The sequence below is a fragment of the Crossiella sp. S99.2 genome, from assembly GCF_023094165.1.
Taxonomy (GTDB): Bacteria; Actinomycetota; Actinomycetes; order Mycobacteriales; family Pseudonocardiaceae; genus Crossiella.
Map to the genome: position 1 here is coordinate 17222 of NZ_JALMDK010000022.1, position 18290 is coordinate 35511.

General features: G+C 71.6%; 13 protein-coding genes and 1 pseudogene. 3 read left to right on the plus strand and 11 right to left on the minus strand.

Features of this window, described 5'->3' with window-relative positions; genetic code table 11:
• Positions 1–3 precede the first annotated feature (3 nt).
• From MZC64_RS44740 to MZC64_RS44765, 6 genes are read right to left on the minus strand one after another with little or no spacing between them, the layout of a single operon-like run.
• On the minus strand, positions 4–2982 hold the full coding sequence (locus tag MZC64_RS44740) for a glycoside hydrolase family 3 C-terminal domain-containing protein (RefSeq protein ID WP_247765802.1): 2979 nt from the start codon (positions 2980–2982) through the stop codon (positions 4–6).
• Positions 2983–3009: 27 nt separating this feature from the next.
• Complete coding sequence (locus MZC64_RS44745; RefSeq protein WP_247765803.1) at positions 3010–4017, minus strand: LacI family DNA-binding transcriptional regulator; 1008 nt, start codon at positions 4015–4017, stop codon at positions 3010–3012.
• Positions 4001–6355, minus strand: coding sequence for an alpha-xylosidase (gene yicI / locus MZC64_RS44750; RefSeq protein ID WP_247765804.1), 2355 nt, complete (start codon positions 6353–6355; stop codon positions 4001–4003). Before yicI ends, MZC64_RS44745 begins: the two co-directional genes overlap by 17 nt.
• Positions 6352–7197, minus strand: coding sequence for a carbohydrate ABC transporter permease (locus MZC64_RS44755; protein ID WP_247765805.1), 846 nt, complete (start codon positions 7195–7197; stop codon positions 6352–6354). The genes yicI and MZC64_RS44755 overlap by 4 nt, the downstream gene beginning before the upstream one ends.
• Entirely contained in the window at positions 7194–8087 is an 894-nt protein-coding gene (locus MZC64_RS44760; protein WP_247765806.1) for a carbohydrate ABC transporter permease, read from the minus strand. The genes MZC64_RS44755 and MZC64_RS44760 overlap by 4 nt, the downstream gene beginning before the upstream one ends.
• Complete coding sequence (locus MZC64_RS44765) at positions 8084–9367, minus strand: ABC transporter substrate-binding protein (RefSeq protein ID WP_247765807.1); 1284 nt, start codon at positions 9365–9367, stop codon at positions 8084–8086. Before MZC64_RS44765 ends, MZC64_RS44760 begins: the two co-directional genes overlap by 4 nt.
• A gap of 458 nt (positions 9368–9825) precedes the next feature.
• On the opposite strand from MZC64_RS44765, the gene MZC64_RS44770 reads away from it, so the two are divergent.
• Together MZC64_RS44770 and MZC64_RS44775 are read left to right on the plus strand one after the other, a co-directional pair.
• Positions 9826–10020 carry a hypothetical protein gene (locus MZC64_RS44770; RefSeq protein WP_247765808.1) on the plus strand — a complete coding sequence of 65 codons (195 nt, stop codon included), beginning with the start codon at positions 9826–9828 and terminating at the stop codon, positions 10018–10020.
• 328 nt (positions 10021–10348) lie between these two features.
• The gene (locus MZC64_RS44775) at positions 10349–11410 is read left to right on the plus strand and encodes a glycosyl hydrolase (RefSeq protein ID WP_247765809.1); all 1062 of its coding nucleotides are present in this window, start codon (positions 10349–10351) and stop codon (positions 11408–11410) included.
• Here MZC64_RS44775 and MZC64_RS49245 read toward each other — a convergent pair.
• The 3 genes and pseudogenes from MZC64_RS49245 to MZC64_RS44785 all read right to left on the minus strand — a co-directional run bounded on the left by MZC64_RS49245 (position 11407) and on the right by MZC64_RS44785 (position 12857).
• Positions 11407–11748, minus strand: a complete 342-nt coding sequence (locus MZC64_RS49245) for a DUF6807 family protein (protein WP_374205895.1) — start codon at positions 11746–11748, stop codon at positions 11407–11409. The genes MZC64_RS44775 and MZC64_RS49245 overlap by 4 nt on opposite strands.
• Positions 11749–11824: 76 nt before the next feature.
• A pseudogene (locus MZC64_RS49250) lies at positions 11825–12169 on the minus strand (DUF6807 family protein); the annotation flags it as partial.
• 19 nt (positions 12170–12188) lie between these two features.
• Positions 12189–12857, minus strand: coding sequence for a lytic polysaccharide monooxygenase (locus MZC64_RS44785; protein ID WP_247765811.1), 669 nt, complete (start codon positions 12855–12857; stop codon positions 12189–12191).
• Positions 12858–13046: 189 nt separating this feature from the next.
• On the opposite strand from MZC64_RS44785, the gene MZC64_RS44790 reads away from it, so the two are divergent.
• Positions 13047–15404 carry a beta-N-acetylglucosaminidase domain-containing protein gene (locus tag MZC64_RS44790; RefSeq protein WP_247765812.1) on the plus strand — a complete coding sequence of 786 codons (2358 nt, stop codon included), beginning with the start codon at positions 13047–13049 and terminating at the stop codon, positions 15402–15404.
• Positions 15405–15461: 57 nt separating this feature from the next.
• On the opposite strand, the gene MZC64_RS44795 is transcribed toward MZC64_RS44790, so the two are convergent.
• Positions 15462–17216: a pectate lyase gene (locus MZC64_RS44795; RefSeq protein ID WP_247765813.1), complete on the minus strand. Its 1755-nt coding sequence runs from the start codon at positions 17214–17216 to the stop codon at positions 15462–15464.
• Positions 17217–17309: 93 nt separating this feature from the next.
• The gene (locus tag MZC64_RS44800) at positions 17310–18269 is read right to left on the minus strand and encodes a polysaccharide lyase family 1 protein (protein ID WP_247765814.1); all 960 of its coding nucleotides are present in this window, start codon (positions 18267–18269) and stop codon (positions 17310–17312) included.
• Between the last annotated feature and the right edge of the window lie 21 nt (positions 18270–18290).

The following is an 18290-nucleotide window of genomic DNA, read 5'->3' on the forward strand; positions in this document are numbered from 1 at the left end:
TTGTCAGCGCAGGGAAAGGGAGCTGATCCGCAGGTCGCCGCCGAAGACCAGGTAGACGTCCCGGCGGCCGTGCGCGCCGGTCAGCGGCGCGCTGATCGTGGTGTAGCGGTAGGCATCCCCGGTGCTGGGCACCGTGGCGGCGCCGATCACCGGACCGCGCACCGGGTCGTCCAGCCGCAGCTGCACGGTGGTCTCCCCGGGCGCCGCCCTGGCCACCGCGGCGGTGAGGGTCCTGGCGTTGAGCCGCACGTCGCTGAACTTGATCCAGTCCCCCGCGGTGGCGCCGACCGCGTCACCGCGGGCCTTGCTCTCATCGACCAGGGCCACGCCCCGGTAGTCGTCGAAGTCGACGGCGCGGGCCGGGCTGGTCAGCTCACGCGGCGGGATGGTCTCCCCGCGCACGGTCAGCGTGCCGCGCTGGCGGATGTCGGTGGCGGAGCGGCCGACCATGATCTCCCGCGGGCTGGACTCCACCACCCAGCGGTTGCGGGTGACGTCCCAGTGCGCGAGGTCGGCGGCACGCAGGATCAGCCGCACCGTCCTGGTCTCACCGGGGTTCAGGCGCACCCGGTCGAACCCGCGCAGCTGCCGCAGCGGCTGCTTGTCCCGGGAGGCGCGCTGGTGGGTGTAGAGCTGCACGACCTCCTCGCCCGCCCGCGCACCGGTGTTGGTGACCTCCACGCTCACCGTCACCTCGCCGTCGGCGGCCACCGCCGGCCGGCTCAGCCGCAGGTTCCGGTAGGCGAACTCGGTGTAGGACAGGCCGTGGCCGAAGGGGTAGAGCGGGTTGCCGCGGAAGTACTGGTAAGTGCGGTCGTTCTTGATGATGTCGTAGTCCAGCAGGCTGGGCAGATCCCGCTCGGAGCGGTACCAGGTCTGGGTGAGCCGCCCGGTCGGGTTGTGCGCGCCGAAGAGCACGTCGGCCAGCGCGTGGCCGGTCTCCGCGCCGGCGTGCGAGGTCCACAGCACCGAGGGCACGTGCTGCTGGATCCAGTTGATCGTGGTCGGGTAGCTGTTCTCCAGCACCACGATGGTGTTCGGGTTGGCCGCGCGCACCGCCTCGACCAGTTTCTGTTGTCCCGCGGCGAGATTGAGGTCCGCGCGGTCGTCGTCCTCGCGGCCGCTGATGAACGGCATGCTGCCCACCACGACCACCGCCGCGTCCGCGCCGCGCACCGCCCGCACCGCCTGCTCGACCCCGCTGCTGACGGTCTCCCTGGTGAAGGTGGTCGCCGCGGCCGGGGTCGCCGCGCTCACCGTGAGCTTGCCGTCGGCCCCTGCCACCACGAACTTCTTGTCGCCGAACCAGTCATCGTCGGTCTCGTTGCCCGCGTACTCCAGCACGTGGCCGCCGCCGTGCGGGGTGAGCTTGAACTGCTGCTGGACGTACCAGCCGTTGGGCTGCTCGGCGTTGCTGACCAGGGTTGCGCCGGAGCCGTAGGAGACGTAACGGTTGTTGGCCGCCGCACGCAGCGCGAGCACGCCCTCGCCCCAGTCGAAGGAGTCGAAGTGCTGCCCCGCGCCCGCGCCGGTCACGGTCAGCGCGGACCCGTCGGCCGGGGCGGTGACGTAGCGGCCGTCCGCGGTGCGCAACGCGATCCGGTCCACCCCCTCGTCGAAGGCGACCGAGCCGCCTGCGCCGAGCCGCTCGGCGATGCCCTGGCGCGGGGTGACCCGGTAGGGCAGGGAGCCGGAGTACCAGTCGGTGTAGAGGGTGTCGGCCAGCGGCCCGACCACCGCGACCTTCTTGGCCCGCGCCGGATCCAGCGGCAGCGTGCCGCGCTCGTTCTTCAGCAGCACCATGGCCTCGGCGGCGGCCTTGCGGTTGAGCCGCTGGTGTTCGGGACTGTTCACCACATCCTTGGTGATGTGCCCGTAGGGCCCGCCGCCCGGGTCGAACTCGCCGAGCCGGAACCGCACGCTCAGCATGCGCCCCACCGCGGTGTCCACATCGGACTCCGCGATCAGCCCTCTGGACAGCGCGGTGGTCACCGCGTTGACCGTCTTGCTGGAGTCGGTGTCGTCGACGGTGAAGCTCTCCACCCCGGCCTTGAGCGTGGCCGCGTCGGCCTCGGCCCGATCGGCGTAGTAGCGCTGCGACTGCACCAGGTTGTTCGGTCCCGCGGCGTCGGTGACGTTGAACAGCTCCCGCTTGGTCCAGGAGCGGATCACCTCGTTGGCGTCGGCATGCGCGGTGGCCGGGCGGCCGTTGATGAGGTTGTAGGCCATCATCACGCCGGTGGCCGCGTCCGCGGAGATCGCGGCCCGGAACGCGGCCTCCTCGTACTCCTTCTTCACCCTCGGCGGCAGGTTCGCCGAGGTGGTGGTGCGCCGGATCTCGTTGTTGTTGGCCAGGTAGTGCTTGAGCACCGGGGCCGCGCGCAGCCGGTCCGGGTCCGGGCCCTGCACGCCCTTGCCGTACGCGGTGGACAGCACGCCGGTGAGGTGCGCGTCCTCGGAGTAGCCCTCCTCGTTGCGGCCCCAGCGCGGATCGCGCAGCAGGTTGACCACCGGCGCCCACAGCTGGAGTCCCCACACCTCCGGGTTTTCCGCGTGGTAGCCGCGGGCCTCGGTACCCACCGCCGCGCCCACCTGACGGAGCAGTTCCGGGTTCCACGTGCTGGCCAGCCCGATCGCCTGCGGGAACACGGTTCCGGCCGCGGTGACCACGCTGCCGCCGGTGGACTTGTCGGTGGACCAGCCGATGCCGTGCAGGGCCTCGGTGCCGGTCTTGAACGAGTGCACGCCCAGCCGGGGGATGGCCGGCTGGTACTGGTGCAGCAGGGAGATCTTCTCCGGCAGGGTCAGCCGCCGGAGCAGGTCCTCGACCCTGGAGGGCAAGGGCAGCCGGGGATCGCGGAACCGGTGGTCCGGCTCGGCCTGGGCGGCAGGGGCGAGCACACTGGCGCAGGCCAGCACCGCGAGCAGTGCGGCGAGGCCGCGGCCGGTGCGGCGTCTCCTCGGTCGGAACAGGGCAGCCACGCTGGTTCTCCTTGCTCTGGCAGGGTTTCAGGCGCGCGGGGGCGCGGTGCTGGCCCGCTCGGTCAGCCGGGGTGGCAGCAGCGCGGTCCTGGGTGGTTCGTGGCCCTCCAGCTTGGCCACCAGCAGCTGCACGGCCCGCTCACCCAGCTCCTCGGCGGGGATGGCGACCGAGGTGAGCGGGACGGCGGCGCGCTCGGCCTGCTCGTCGGGGCACAGCGCCAGCACCGAGAGGTCCCTGGGCACCAGCACGCCGGCCCTGCCGAGTTCGGCGAGCAGCGAATCCAGCACGAACTCGTTGTGCACCACCAGCGAGGTGGCCTCGGGACGTTCCCGCAGCACCGCCCTGGCCAGCACGCGGGCCGCCTCGGGGTCGGCCGCGCAAGGGCAGACCGTGGTGCGCACGCCCAGCCGGCCCGCCGCCCGCTGCAAGCCGTCCCTGACCCTGGCGGCGAACCCGGTCTCCCTGGCGTAGACCTCCGGCGGGGAGCCGATCAGCACGATCTCCCGGTGCCCCAGCCCGGCCAGGTGCCGCACGCAGCGCTCTCCCGCCGCGGCGAAGTCCAGGTCGACACAGGTGAAGCCGTAGTCCCGCGCGGGCAGGCCGATGAGCACCGCGGGCCGGTCCAGCTCCCGCAGCACCGGCAGCCGCTCGTCGTGCAACTGCACGTCCATCAGCACAAAAGCGTCCGCCAGCGCGGAGCGGGCGACCCGGCGCAGTCCCTCGGCGCCCTCCTCCTGAGTCAGCAGCAGCACGTCGTGGTCGTGCCGCCGGGCGGCGGTGGCCACCGCGGCCACGAAGCGCATCATCACCGGCACATGCACCCCGCTGCGCAACGGGATCACCAGTGCGAAGACCTTGGCCCTGCTGCCGGCCAGCGACCTGGCCCCGGCATGCGGGCGGTAGCCCAGCACCCGGATGCTCTCCTCCACCCGGCGCGCGGTCTGTTCCGAGATCGACCGCTTGCCGCTGAGCACGTAGGACACCGTGCTCGGCGACACCCCGGCGTGCCGCGCCACGTCAGTGATCTTGATCATCGTCGCTCCCCAGGACCACCGTGACCACCGGGCTCGCCGCCTCGATCAGCGTGCCGTGCGGGTGCGCGGCGATCCGCCCGCCGTCGACCGAGCGCACCGAGCCGATCCCGACCAGCAGCACCCGCCAGCCGGTGACCTCCCGGTCGGCCTGCACCATGACCGTGCGCCCCATCCGCGCGGTGTCGAAGACCGCCGCGGTCGCGCCGGTGACCTCCGGCACCCTGGTGCGCACCCGCGTCCCGTCGGCGAACTGGTGCACGTGCAGGGTCACGCCCTCGGCGTAGTCGTAGTCCGGCCGGTCCTCGACCGCGCCGAACGGGATCACCGAGCCGGGCCGGGCCAGCAGCGGCAGGGACTGGAAGTCGTACCGCCGCCGCAGCCACCGCCCGCCCGGCACCGCCTCGCCGGTCAGCACATCGGTCCAGGTGCCCTCGGGCAGGTAGTAGGAGACCTCGCCGTCGGCGCTGAACACCGGGGCCACCAACAGGTCGTCGCCAAGCAGGTACTGCCGTTCCAGGTGGGCGCAGGCCGGGTCGCCGGGGAACTCCAGCGCCATCGCCCGCAGCACCGGCACGCCCTCGGTGTGCGCCTGCACCGCCGCGGCGAACAGGTACGGCATCAGCCGGGCCTTGAGCCTGGTGAACAACCGCAGCACCGGGGTGGACTCCTCGTCGAAGAGCCAGGGCACCCGGTAGGAGGAGCTGCCGTGCAGGCGGCTGTGCGAGGACAGCAGCCCGAAGGCGATCCAGCGCTTGAACAGCGCCGGGTCCGGGGTGCCCTCGAAGCCGCCGATGTCGTGGCTCCAGAAGCCGAACCCGGACAGGCCAAGAGACAACCCGCCGCGCAGGCTCTCCGCCATCGCCTCGAAGGAGGACTCGCAGTCCCCGCCCCAGTGCACCGGGAACCGCTGGCAGCCCACGGTGGCCGAGCGGGCGAAGACCACCGCCTCGCCCTCGCCGCGCCGCTCGCGCAGCAACTCGAAGACGGTGCGGTTGTAGAGGTAGCTGTAGTAGTTGTGCATCCGCTCGGGGTCGGCGCGGTCGTAGTAGACCACGTCGGTGGGCACCCGCTCGCCGAAGTCGGTCTTGAAGCAATCCACGCCCTGGTCCAGCAGCGCGCCCAGCTTCTCGGCGTACCAGCGGCGCGCGGCCGGGTTGGTGAAGTCCACCAGCGCCATGCCCGGCTGCCACAGGTCCCACTGCCAGACATCGCCGTTGGGCCTGCGCAGCAGGTAGCCCCTGGCCTGGCCCTCGGCGAACAGCGCCGAACGCTGGGCGATGTAGGGGTTGATCCACACGCACACCTTGAGCCCGCGCGCCTTGAGCCTGGCCAGCATGCCCTCGGGATCGGGGAAGGTACGCGGGTCCCATTGGAAGTCGCACCAGTGCAGCTCGCGCATCCAGAAGCAGTCGAAGTGCACCACGCTCAGCGGGATGTCCCGCTCGCGCATGCCGTCCAGGAAACCGGTGACGGTCTGCTCGTCGTAGGAGGTGGTGAAGGAGGTGGACAGCCACAGCCCGAAGGACCAGGCCGGTGGCAGCGCGGGCCGCCCGGTCAGCGCGGTGTAGCGGCGCAGGACCTCCTTGGGCGTGGGGCCGTGGATGAGGAAGTAGCGCAGCGACTGGCCTTCGACGCTGAACTGCACCTTGGACACCGCCTCCGAGCCCACCTCGAAGGAGACCAGCCCCGGGTGGTCGACCAGCACGCCGTAGCCCGCGCTGCTCAGGTAGAACGGCACGTTCTTGTATGCCTGCTCGCTGGCGGTGCCGCCGTCGGCGTTCCAGATGTCGACCACCTGGCCGTTCTTCACCAGCGGCCCGAACCGCTCCCCCAGCCCGTAGACCAGCTCGCCCACCGCCAGCCGTAACTGCTCGCGCACGTGGTGCCCGCCGTCGCCGGTGGTCATGAACCCCATGCCGTTGTCACCGCTGGAGGTCAGCACCCTGCCCTCGGCGATGAAGTCCAGCGACCACGGCCTGCCGCGGGCCACCCGCACCGACAGCCCGCCGGAGCTGAGCACCGCCTCATCGTCCACAATGGACACTGAGTCCCAGTCGTCCGGCCCGGCCGAGCTGCCGGCGACGGCCAGCTCGAACCTGGGCTGCCTCGGCTGCTCCCCGGCGAAGTGGGTGATGGTGACGCCGATGACCCCCGGCATCGGCGCGGTCAGGCCGACCGTGACCACCGGACCCTTCAACAGGTCGCCGCGGTGACGCACCCGCGTGGTGGGCGCGTGCACGGTGAGCGAGCCCGGCCCCGGCGTCACGTCGTGGGCCTGCACCGGGTGCTCGGCGCGCACGCCGTCGCGCAGCAGCCAGTAGCCGTCGCTGAACTTCATCGGCCCATTCCCGCGGTCAGTCCCCTGGTCAGAGTTCGTTGGAAGAGAAGGAAGAACGCCACCGCCGGGATGAGGCCCAGCAGCGCGGAGGCGCTGGTGGTGGTCGCGTCCATCATGCGTTGCCCTTGCAGCACACCGAGTGCCACCGGCACGGTCTGGGTCTCGTTGGACACCAGCAGCACCAGCGGCAGGAAGAACTCGTTCCAGGTCCAGATGAAGAAGAACACGAACAGCACGCCCAGCGTCGGCCTGCTGACCGGCACCACCACCCTGATCAGCACCTGCCAGGAGTTCGCGCCGTCGATCCGGGCCGCTTCCAGGATCTCGCGCGGGAACTCGCCGAGGATCGAGGACAGCAGGTAGGTGCCGAAGGCCGCCTGGATCACGGTGAAGACGATGATCACACCGAGCTGGGTGTCGTACAGGCCGACTTCCTTGAACAGGTAGTACAGCGGGTAGACCAGCGCCTCCTGCGGCAGGGTGTTGGCGATCAGGAACAGCACCACGATCCACACCCGCCCGCGCACCCGGCCGATGCCCAGCGCGTAGGCGTTGCACACCGAGACCAGCACGGCCAGCACCGCGACCGCGCCGCTGATCAGGAAGCTGTTGAGCAGCTTGCCGCCGAAGTCCACCCGCTGCCAGAACTCGATGATCCCGGCCAGGTGCAGCCCGTCCGGCAGGCTCAGCGGGCCGTCGGCGGCGTACTCCGCCGGCGTCTTGACCGCGTTGAGCGCCACGATCACGAACGGCGCCAGCATGGCCACCGCCAGCACGAGCAGGGACAGCAGCACCGCGGTGGCGGGCCAGCCGATCCGGCGCCGGGTCATCCGCTGGGTCATGCGCTCGCCCCCGCCCGCTCGCCGCGGTGCTGCACCCGGACGAACACCGCGGTCAGCGCCAGGATGAGCACCAACAGCACGGTGGCGATGGCCGCGCCGTAGCCGACCTGGGTGCGCTCGAAGAAGTTCTGGAAGCTGAAGTAGGAGGGCACCGTGGTCGCCCCGCCGGGTCCGCCCCTGGTGAGCACGTAGATCGGGCCGAAGACCTTGAGCGCGGCGATGGTGCAGGTCAACAGGACCACGTAGCTCTCCGGCCGGATGTGCGGCACGGTGATGTGCCAGAACCGCCGCCACCAGGACGCGCCGTCGAGGTCGGCGGCCTCGTACAGCGCGGGATCCACCCGCTGCAACCCGGCCATGAAGATCACCACCGGATAGCCCAGCTGCACCCACACCAGCACGCCCATCACGCTGTAGAGCGCCAATTCCGGGTTGCCCAGCCAGTCCTGGGCCAGCGCGCCCAGGCCGAGACCGGTGAGGATCTCGTTGAGCGCGCCGTTCTCCGCGGCCAGGATCCAGCTCCACACGATGCCTGCCACCGCGATCGGCAGCACCTGCGGCAGGTAGAGGCAGGCGCGGATGACGCTCGCGGTACGCGGGCCGAACCGCTTGCCCACGATGTCGAACAGGGTGGCCGCCAGCACCAGGCCCAGCAGGGTCGGCAGGACCGCCATGGCCAGCACCAGACCGATGTTGTGCTGGAAGGAGGCCCAGAACGTGCTGTCGGCGAACAACCGCTGGTAGTTGTCCAGTCCGGTCCACTGTGGATCGCCGACCCCCGACCAGCGGGTGAGGCTCAGGCCCAGGTTCAGCACCAGTGGCACCAGGATCACCGCCAGGAACAGCAGGGCGCCGGGGATCAGGTAGAGCCAGTAGGCGCGGGTCCTCATCTGCCGACCGTGGCCAGGTTTTCCTGGTACGGCTTGGCCAGCTCGGTCAGCACCTGGTGCGGCGGCGCGGCGCCGGTGATCAGCTTCTGAGTGCCGGACACCATGGCGTCGTAGTAGCCGGGCGCCGGCCAGTCGGGGTAGAAGGCGAGCCCGTCGCCCTGCACCAGCGCGGCGAAGTCCTCGTTGAGCACCTTGGTGCGCGCGTCGGCGGCAGGCGCGGGGTCGGCGGCCACCGCGATGGCGCCTGCCTCGGCGAGCTTGTTCTGGATGCCCTTGCGCATGGTGATGTCGATGAAGTCATAGGCCAGCTGCTTGTTCTTCGAGCCTTGCGGCACGACCCAGTGGTTGCCGGCCGATCCGGCGCTGAGCTTGTTGCCGGGCCAGCGGAAGGTGCTCCACCCGAAGCCGGTGACCTCCTTGGCCAGCCTGCCGTGCCACCAGCTGCCGGAGATCATGATCGGGTGCTCGCCGCGGGTGAAGGCCGCGCCCATGTCCTCGGCCTTGACCCCGGCCGCGGTGTTCTTGAGGTATCCCTTGCGCACCCACTCGGCGAAGGTCTCCGCGGCGTGGCTCCAGGCGGCGTCGTGGAAGTCGACCGGGCCGGTGTAGCGCTGGAAGCGGTCCACCCAGCCGCGGTCGGCCTTGCTCAGCGCGAGCTGGTAGAGGATGTGCTGGGCCGGGTACTCCGCCCCGCCCACCGCCAGCGGGGTCACCCCGGCGGCAACGAAGGTGTCCATCGCCGCGGTGAACTCCGCCAGGGTGGCCGGCACGGCGATCCCGCGCTGCCGGAAGGCGTCCTGGTTGTAGTAGACGGTGACGTACTCGGCGTAGTTCGGCACGCCGAACCACTTGCCGGAGCCCATCACCCCGCGCTCGTCGTACTTCGCGGTGGTCTGCAGGCCGGGGGCGAGCAGCTTGTCCCAGCCGCGTTTCCCGGCTTCCTCGCTGAGGTCGGTGAGCAGGCCCTGCCGGGAGAGCAACCCGGTGGTGGCGTTGCCCTTGTTGTACTCCAGCACATCCGGCGCCTCACGGGAGTTGAGCACCATCGGCGCGGTCTTCTGGATCTGCTCGAAGCCCTTCTCCTGGAAGCGGACCTGCACCCCGGGATGGCCGGCCTCGAACTCCTTGATCGCCTGCTGCCAGGCGACGCCCATGGCACTGTTGGGCGCCTCGTAGTGCCAGACCTCCAGGGTGTTCGCCTCGGAGTCCCCGGAGCCGGCACAGCCGGCGGCCACCAACAGCAAGGCGCACAGCGCCACGATCCGCACTCGCCGGAACATCGATGTCCTCCAGGAAAACCGTGGTTCACCGTCGAATCGAAGCGCTTCGACAGGGAAGCTACGGCCACCCCGGAACCACGTCAACACCGCGCCAGCAAGGACTTTCCGGCAACCTTGCTACCTGATCCGCGATTCGACGAGTTTCGACCACGGTCGTCGAACAGCCACTTCGCCGGCCTGGCCGAGCAGTGGTGCGCGGCCCACGCCTGTTCGATTCGAATTCGACTATTCGTTGCCAGAGCAGGACATCAGCGCTGTCTTGACTCCTCAGGCGCGCCGAGGCAACTCTGGAAAGCGATTTCCAGCGGGCTTGATCCACAGCGCGGTGAGGAAGGTTCCCAGGCCGTGAGTGCCCTCGACGAGCTGCGCCGGTTGCGTCGCGACCCCAGGGCCTGCACCGACGGGGAGATCATCGCCGCGGACGGCGGGGCCTGGGCCTGGCGATCGAGGGTTTCCTGGTGCTGCGACAGCGGATCGAGTCCGGTGACCACGCGGCCCTGGACGAGTTCTACCGGGCCGCCCTCCGGCTGAAGCGGGACCGACTGGCCGACTGGGAACAGCGCTGGCGGGATGGCGGGATGGCGCGCTGGCCGCGGCGGAACACACCGGCGAGCAGCTGGCCAGGCTCCGGGCCGGGGACCTCAGCCACCTGACGCAGGCCGACCTCCGCACCCTGCCGCCAAGCCAGGCCCAGCGGTTCGGCATGCGCGGCAAGCTCGACGTGCACCTCCCAGCCGACGGAACCTCGCCACACGACTAGCCCGGCGAGTTGGGCCAACTGGTACGCCGGTTTGGCCACAGTGGGCGTACCAGTTGGCCCAAGCGGTACGGGAGGTACGCCATTCCGGCCAACGCACCGTCCACAACGGCCAACAGACCGTCCACAACGGCCAACACGGGGGTGGTGTGTGTTGACCGGGGGGCGGACCAATGTTAGCGTTAACAAGTGGTGCCCAGTCAGCACCCTGCCGGAGGTCAGTCGTGTCCTGGACCATCCGCCCCGGGTTGAACCTCAGGGGCACCAGCGCGCCGCTGAGCGGGCTGGACACCCGGTCCTGGCAAGGGGTGCGCTACTTCAACGGTGCCGGGAGCAGTCTGCTGGCCCTGAGCGAGCCCGGCGGAACCGTCGCCGTGCCCGCGATCGCGCAGGCGGACGCGCCACTGTTCCGCGATCCGATCCACGGCGGCGCAACCGATCCGGTGGTCGTCTACCATCGCGCGGCCGGCGAGTGGTGCGTGCTCTACTCCGCGGCCACCTCGCCGCGCGGCGCCACCATCGGCATCGCGACCAGCTCCACCGGCGGCCGCAGCTGGGAGTACCGCGGCGCGCCCAAGGGCCTGGACACCGTCCACTCCGGACGCAACAGCTTCTGGGCGCCGGAGGTCATCTGGCACGGCGGGACCTACCACCTCTACGTCAGCCACGTGGCCGGCGGGCGGGCCGCCCGCGCCGGCCGCGGCCACATCCTGCACTACACCTCGCAGGACCTGGTGAACTGGCGCTTCGACCGCGAGCTGGAACTCTCCGGCGAGGGCTGCGCGGACGCGGCGGTCTGGCCGCTGCCCGACGGCCAGACCTGGCGCATGTGGTACACGGTGCCCGACGGCGGCGTGCACGCGGCCGACTCGACCGACCTGAGCACCTGGCGCCCGGTCAGCCGCTCGGTGTGCTCGCCGGGCCAGGGCGCGCCCAGCGTGTTCCGCTTCGGCGGCCACTACTGGATGATCACCAGCGGCGACCGCGGCCTGCCGGTGTACCGCTCCCACGACCTGCGGACCTGGTTCCCGCAGTCCGGACCACTGCTGGCCGAACCGGGAATCCGCCTGGGGGACAACGCTCCCGGCCGCCACGGCTCGGTGCTCACCCAGGACAAGCGGGCGCACATCCTCTACTCCTGCCGATTCGGCCAGGCCTCCTGCCTGCAACTCGCCCCACTGGCGGTGATCGACGGCAGGCTCACCGCCGACCGCGACACACCGTCCGAAGTGGACTGGCGGCCACAGTCCACAGTGGAGCTACGCGGCGGCAGGCGCGCCACCTAGGCCGGCCAGCGGGGAGCCACCCGCCGGGCGAGATAGCGTTCGATGCGTGCCGGATCCCAGTGCCCGTCGGCGATGACCACGTGGTGGGTCAGGTCGAGCCGGGCCTCCGGCTCGATCAGCAGCGGCGCCTGGGGGTTGTCGGGGTGGTCGAGGAGGACCACGGTGGAGCGCCGCCCGCTTTCCTGGTGCACTCCGGTGAAAGCCCGCCACGGCGCGCTGGCCCCGGTGGCGGTGAAGGCGGCGGCGGGATTGAAGGAACGGATGCCTGGCCAGTGCGGGCCGCCCCACCGGAGTCGCCGTCCGCTCGTGTTGTGCAGCCGGGTTTTCCAGGTGAGCAGCCAGGAACCCCTCGGCCGGGTCCACCTGGTCCACCTCGATGGCGCGGTCCTCGGCCAGCCAGCGCTGCCCCGGCCGGGTCCGCCAGTCCAGCCAGTGCCACAGCTCCGCCCGGCCGCCGTGGCAGCGGACCCGCTCCCAGCGAACGTGCCGCGTCATGCCCCCACCGAGGGGCGGGGTGCGGCCGCCCCAGACGTTCTCGCCGGAGACCTCGGCCGCGGAGAACCGCAGGCCGCCGGGGCCGGTCACCAGCTCGCCCGCGGTGGTGCGCAACGGGTGCAGATAGGGCTCGGCCGGGCCGAGCACGTAGTCCGCCAGCGCGATCCGCCCGGCGTGCACCCGCACCCACCCGTTGTCGGCCACCAGCCACGGTTCCCCGGCCGCGGGGCAGGCGCGCACGACCCGGTCAACGATTTCCCGCATCGCGCGCGCCACCCCCGGTTCAGCCGGTGAAGTTGACGTCGCTGCAGAAGTAGTAGGACTGGTCCAGGTGGCTGGCCTGCCAGATGGTGTAGACGAGGTGCCGCCCGGTCCGGGTGCCCGCGTCAACGCCGACCTGGTAGGTGCCGTTGGGTGCGATGCGGCCGGTCTGGGCGACCTGCTCCAGGTTGTCCCAGCCCAGTGCCTGGGTCGCGGGATTGAAGCCCTGCTTGGTGAGGTACACCTGCAGGTAGTCCGCGCCGTGGCGGGCCTGGTCGGTGATGGTCAGGGTGAACCGCCGTGGCTTGTTCACCGGCTGCCACGCGCCGACGGTGTCCATCGAGTTGTACCGGCCGCCCTCGGCGTGGCCGCCGCTGCACAGCTGCCCGTCCGGGATGTTGCCGCGGTGGTTGCCCTTGAGGTTCTCCCGGTACAGGCCGTTCCAGTTCCACATCGCGTTCGGGTTGGCCCGCCAGGCCTGCCAGCACATCGGGTCCCTGGTGGCCATGGCCGGATTCTGGAAGTCCTTGCCCCACCGTTCCCAGCAGCCGTAGTTGCGCGAGGGCGGGTCGGTGGCCGAGCCGTGTGCCTGGGCGAGGCCGGTCAGCAGCCCGGCCAGCAGCGCGCCGACCGCGCTCAGCACCACGAGCGCTCTGGCGAGCAGGGGGCGGCCGGATCTGTTCTGCGCCATGCTGTCCTCCTCCTTGAGGATCGAGCATCAGGGTTTCTGGGAGCGCTCCCAGTTTGGAGGGTAGCCAGTCCGGCCCAGCTTGGGAACCCGTAGACCGGACCACTGCCCCCACACGTTGGTAGCACCGGAAAAGCCCCGGCCACGGGCCATACTGGAGCACACCGCCGCCCCCGCTTGTCTGGAGACCGCATGCAGTTGCTCGGCCGAACGGTGTCTTTCCTGCTCGCCGCGACGCTGCCACTGGGGGTGCCGGCCGCCCCGGCCCAGGCCGCGCCGGCTGCCGCCGCACTCCCCCAGGTTTCCCCCGCGCCGCAACAGATCCAGCGCAGCGGACCGGATCTCCCGGTCGGCAACCGGGTGCGGCTGGTGGTCGACGAGCGCACCGACCCGGCCGCCCGCGCCCTGCTGGAGCGGACCCTGCGCGAGCACGGCGTCCGGCACATCGACACCGCGGGGCGCGCGCCGCTGACCTTCCACCTGGGACCGGCCGACCGGCCGGATGTCGCCGCCGCCCTCGGCTCGACCCCGGTCCCCAGCCGGGCGGAGGGCAGCGCGCTCACCGTCCTCGCGCGGCGCGGTTCCGTCGCGCTCGGCGGGGTGGACCCGGCAGGCCAGTACTACGCCGTGCAGACCCTGCGGCAGCTGTTCACCGGCGACCGGCACCGCGCGCGCATCGCGGGCGCCGCGGTCAGCGACTTCCCCGCGATGGCCCTGCGCGGCACCATCGAGGGCTTCTACGGTTCGCCGTGGACGCACCAGGAACGCCTCGACCAGCTCGCCTTCTACGGCCAGGTCAAGGCCAACACCTACATCTACGCGCCCAAGGACGACCCGTACCACCGCGACCGCTGGCGCGAGCCCTACCCGGCCGACCGGCTGGCCCAGCTGGGCGAGCTGGTCAAGGCCGCCGCGGCGCAGCACGTCCGGTTCACCTACGCGCTCTCCCCCGGCACCTCGATCTGCTACTCCAGCGCCGGGGACCGCGCCGCGCTCGCCGCGAAGCTGCAGGCCATGTACGACCTCGGGGTGCGCGCCTTCTCCATTCCACTCGACGACATCAGCTACACCCGGTGGAACTGCGCTGCCGACCGGACGGCCTACGGCGAACCGGGGCGCCGCGCGGCGGGGGTGGCCCAGGTCGGGCTGCTCAACGACCTCCAGCGCGGGTTCCTGGCCGCCCACCCCGGCACGCACCCGCTGCAGATGGTGCCGACCGAGTACGGCGACCTCACCGACACCGAGTACAAGCAGGTGCTCCGCTCAACCCTGGACCCCGCGGTGCTGGTGATGTGGACCGGCACCGACGTGGTGCCGCCCAGCATCACCGTGGACCAGGCCCGCCGCGCCTCGGAACTGTTCGGGCGCAAGGTCTTCGCCTGGGACAACTACCCGGTCAACGACTTCGGCCAGGCCGCGGGGCGGCTGCTGCTCGCGCCCTACGACCACCGCGAGCCCGGCCTGTCCGGCCACCTCGCCGGCATCGTGGCCAACCCGATGAACCAGGCCGCCGCGAGCAAGGTCGCGGTGTTCACCATGGCCGACTTCTCCTGGCACGACCACGGCTACGACCGCGACCGCAGCTGGCGGGCGGCCGCGGCCCAGCTCGCGGGCGGCAATCCGGCCGGGGTCAGGGCACTGCTGGACTTCTTCGACCTCAACCACCTCGCCCCGACCTTCGGCCGACCGTGGCAGCCCCAGGCCCCCGCACTCCAGGCCAGGGTGGACGCGTTCTGGGCAGGCGCTCCGGGCGCGGCGAGCGCGCTGCGCGGGCACGTCCGGCGGATCACCGCGGCGCCCTCGGTGATCAGGGCCACCGTCGCGGACCTGGGGTTCCTGGACGACGCGGCGAACTGGCTGGCCGCCACCGAGCTGTGGGCCGGGGCCATGGGCGCGGGCCTGGACACCCTGGACGCGATCGGCGCCGGCGACCGGCGGGCCGCCGCCGCGGCGCGGGAGCGGCTGGATGCCTTGGCCGCCAAGGCGAACCGGATCCGCTCGGTGCCAGGGGAGAACCGGGTCGAGGGCGTGGTGCGGATCGGCGACGGCGTGCTGGACGTCTTCCTGGACCGGGTGCGCGCCCGGCATGACGAGTTCCTCGGCCTGCCGCCGCTGCGCAACCTCTCGGCAGGCCGGCCGGCCACCCAGATCTCGGACTACTCGGCCGACTACGCCGCCGGGAAGTCCGTGGACGGCGACCTGTTCAGCTTCTCCACCACCTCCGGCGCCGAGCCGCGACCGTGGTGGCAGGTCGACCTGGGCGCGGTGGCCGACATCGAGTCGGTCCGGGTGCACAACCGGGTGGACTGTTGCGCCGAACGCCTGGCCGACTACCACGTGCTGGTCTCCGCGCAGCCCTTCCCGGACACCCTCGCCGAGGCGCTGCGCGCGCCGGGGGTGACCAGCCGCCACGAGCCGGCGCAGGCGGGCAGGCCGACCGAGATCAGCCTGCCCGCGCGCGGGCGCTACGTGCGGGTGTGGCTGGCCACCGACCAGCCGCGGGAGCTGAACATGGCCGAGGCGGAGGTGTTCGGGCGCGTGCGGCGCTGAGCGGGCCGCCGCTGACCCGCGGGGTCACCGGCTCGGCGCTGGTGTGCACCGCTGCCCTCATCGGTCGGCCCAGGCGATCAGCTTGGCCATGTTCGCCACGTAGGCGCCGGTGCTGATCACCAGGGGCCGGTCGGCGGGCGGGAACGGCGAGGTGTCGTAGCGGTCGCCGACATGGGTGCTCATGAAGTCCTTGCCGTGGAAGGGATCCGCGGGCGGACGCCCCTGGAACGGGTTGGTCGCCGCCTCGGCCGGGGTGAGCCAGTGGTCCTTGCCGCCGAGGTCGCGCACCAGGGCCGCGGCCTCCGCGTCGGGCACCGTGGGCAGGGCGGGATCGGCGTCCCGGAACAGGTCGGTCAGCTCCAGCTCGCGCACGGAGAAGTGCCGTGGCACCGGGATCGGCGTGCCGGGGGTCAGCGGGGAGCGGGCGCGCAGCTCGGCGATCTCCTTGCCGCTCAACGAGTTCAGCTCCGCGTAGGTGCGCCGCAGGCCGTCCAGGTCGATGGCCCGTCCCGCGGAGTAGTGGCCGAGGGTGTCCCGGTGGTCGTGGTCGGTGTAGTAGGCGCCGTTGCGGATGTTGCTGCCGAAGCGGTGCACGAACAGCGCCCGGTTGGTGCCCAGCTCCACGAACGTCGGGTGCGTGCGCTTGGCCAGCAAGGGGTTCTCCGCCAGCTGTCGCCCGGTGAGCGGGCAGCTGCCCAGCCAGGCGATCGCCTCGGGCACCCTGTCCAGGTAGGAGCGGTCGCCGGTGAGCCGGAAGTAGTGGAACAGCTGGCGGATGTTGGTCTGCGTGGTGTGCGTGGCCAGCGCCCTCGGCTCGTAGGACCGCGCGCCCGCCGGAGTCCCGGCCGGGCGGCCGCCCGCGGCCCTGGACAGGTGTTGCAGGGCCCAGCCCGCCTGCGGTCCGGGCTGCTGCATCCGTTGCAGGCAGCGCATCGCGCGGTGCACCGGTTCCAGGAGGTCCGGCCGGCGCAGCGTGCTGGCGCACAGCAGCAGGAACTTGATGTTCTCGCCGAGCACGTCGTCGTTGAAGGTGACGTGCCGGGTGTACTCGCCGTCCTCCATGCCGTGCCGCACGTCAGCAGGCAGCCACGGCGGCCGTTCGGTGGGCCAGTGCGTGCGGGAGACCGAGCCGGCGAAGGAAGGGAACCGTTGCGGCCAGCCGCCGTCGGCCACGCCGCCGCAGAACTGCGCGGCGAGCACGAACCGGATCGCCCGCGCCAGCGCCGCCTTGAACCGGGGGTCGCGGCGTTCCAGGTACAGCCGCAGGATCAGCTGCCCGGCGGCGGAGGTGCCCGCGTCGTCGAAGGTGGCGTTGTCGTAGTGGTGCTGGAACTCCTCCAGCCGCCAGCCGTTCCCGCCGACGGTCTCATACCAGCGGCGCAGCGCGGCGGTCCCGGCGAAGTCGTGCACGTAGTTCCAGCCGCCCACCGGCAGTTGCGCGGCCACCAGCGCCAGTCCGGTGCGCTCGGCGGCGCGGTAGAACTCCGCCGCGCCGGTGGCGTGGTAGGCGTCGAGCATGCTGTGCCCGACCGAGGGCGTGCCGGGTGGCTGCACCCAGCACATGCTCCGCCGGGCCGCCAGCTCGCCCCAGGAGGCGGACAGGTCGGGCAGGTAGCTCCACAGGTAGCCGCCGCGGTAGGAGACCTCCCGGTCCAGGAAGATCGCGGCCCGGCCCATCGCGCGCAGCACCTCGCCGCGTGCCGGCTCCGCCGGGGTGGCGGCCGCGTGCGCCGCGCCGCCGCCGAGCAGGGTGAGGGCGGCCGGGGCGAGGGTGAGCCTGGCGAAGGCGCGGCGGCTCAGGGGTGTGCTCATGGCTCCTCCGGTGAGTTCTCGGCGAGGGACGCGGTGGCGCTCCGGGGACGGCGGGCGAGCGCCGCGCCGGCCCCGGAGCGCCTGGGCAGGCGCTCAGATGCGCCCTGGGCCTGCCCCGTTCCGGACGATCGTCTTCACCTCACTCGCGCGGTCCAGCGGATACGAATAGGGAATGCTCCGCACACTGCCGCCGGTCTGCCCGGAACCGGAGCTGACGAAATGGTTGCTCCGTGCCACCAGCGTGCCCGCGGGTGAACTGCCCTCCCCCAGGTGGAACGGGTCCTTGGTGTTCTCGAAGAAATTGCCTTCGACCAGCACGCCGCCTTCCTTGGTGGCCGCCACGCCGTAACTGGTGACGCCGCCGTAGTAGTTGTTGTAGACGTGCACCGGGTTGCCGAAGCGCACCCTGGGGTGCCGCTGACCGGTGCCGTCGAAGAAGTTGTGGTGGTAGGTCACCCGGAGCTTGCCCCGGTCCTCGCCGCCGTTGTCGTCGCTGTGCCCGAGCAGCATCGTCTTGTCGTGGCTGGAGAACTTGTTCCAGGACACGGTGACCAGGTCGGCGGCGCGCTTGATGTCGACCGCGCCGTCCTTGCCACTGGCGAAGCTGTTGTGGTCGATCCACACCCGGGTGGAGTACTGCACGTTGATCGCGTCGTCGGCCCAGTTCCTGAAGTTCAGGTTGCGCACGATCACGTTGGCGGACCTGGAGATGTTGAGCCCGTGCCCGGTGATGGCGGCGCCGGAGCCGACCCCGATGATGGTCTTGTCCGAGCTGACCGCGGCCGTGCCGGACAGGGCGATGGCGCCGGTGACGCGGACCACCGCGGGACCGGTGGCCTTGACCGCGGCGGTGAAGGCGGCCGCGGTGCTGACGGTGACCGGGGTGGCGCCGCCACCGCCGGTGGTGCCGCCGCCCTGGGTGGCCCAGCCCGCCAGGTCGAACGGAGCGGCCGAGGCGGCGGGCGCGGCTGCCGCCACACCGGTGACGGCCAGCGCGACGACCAGTGCGGCAGACCAGGGAGCCCGCCGGTCGCGTACGGATGTCCGGGACATCTGCTTCCTCTCGTGAACGGT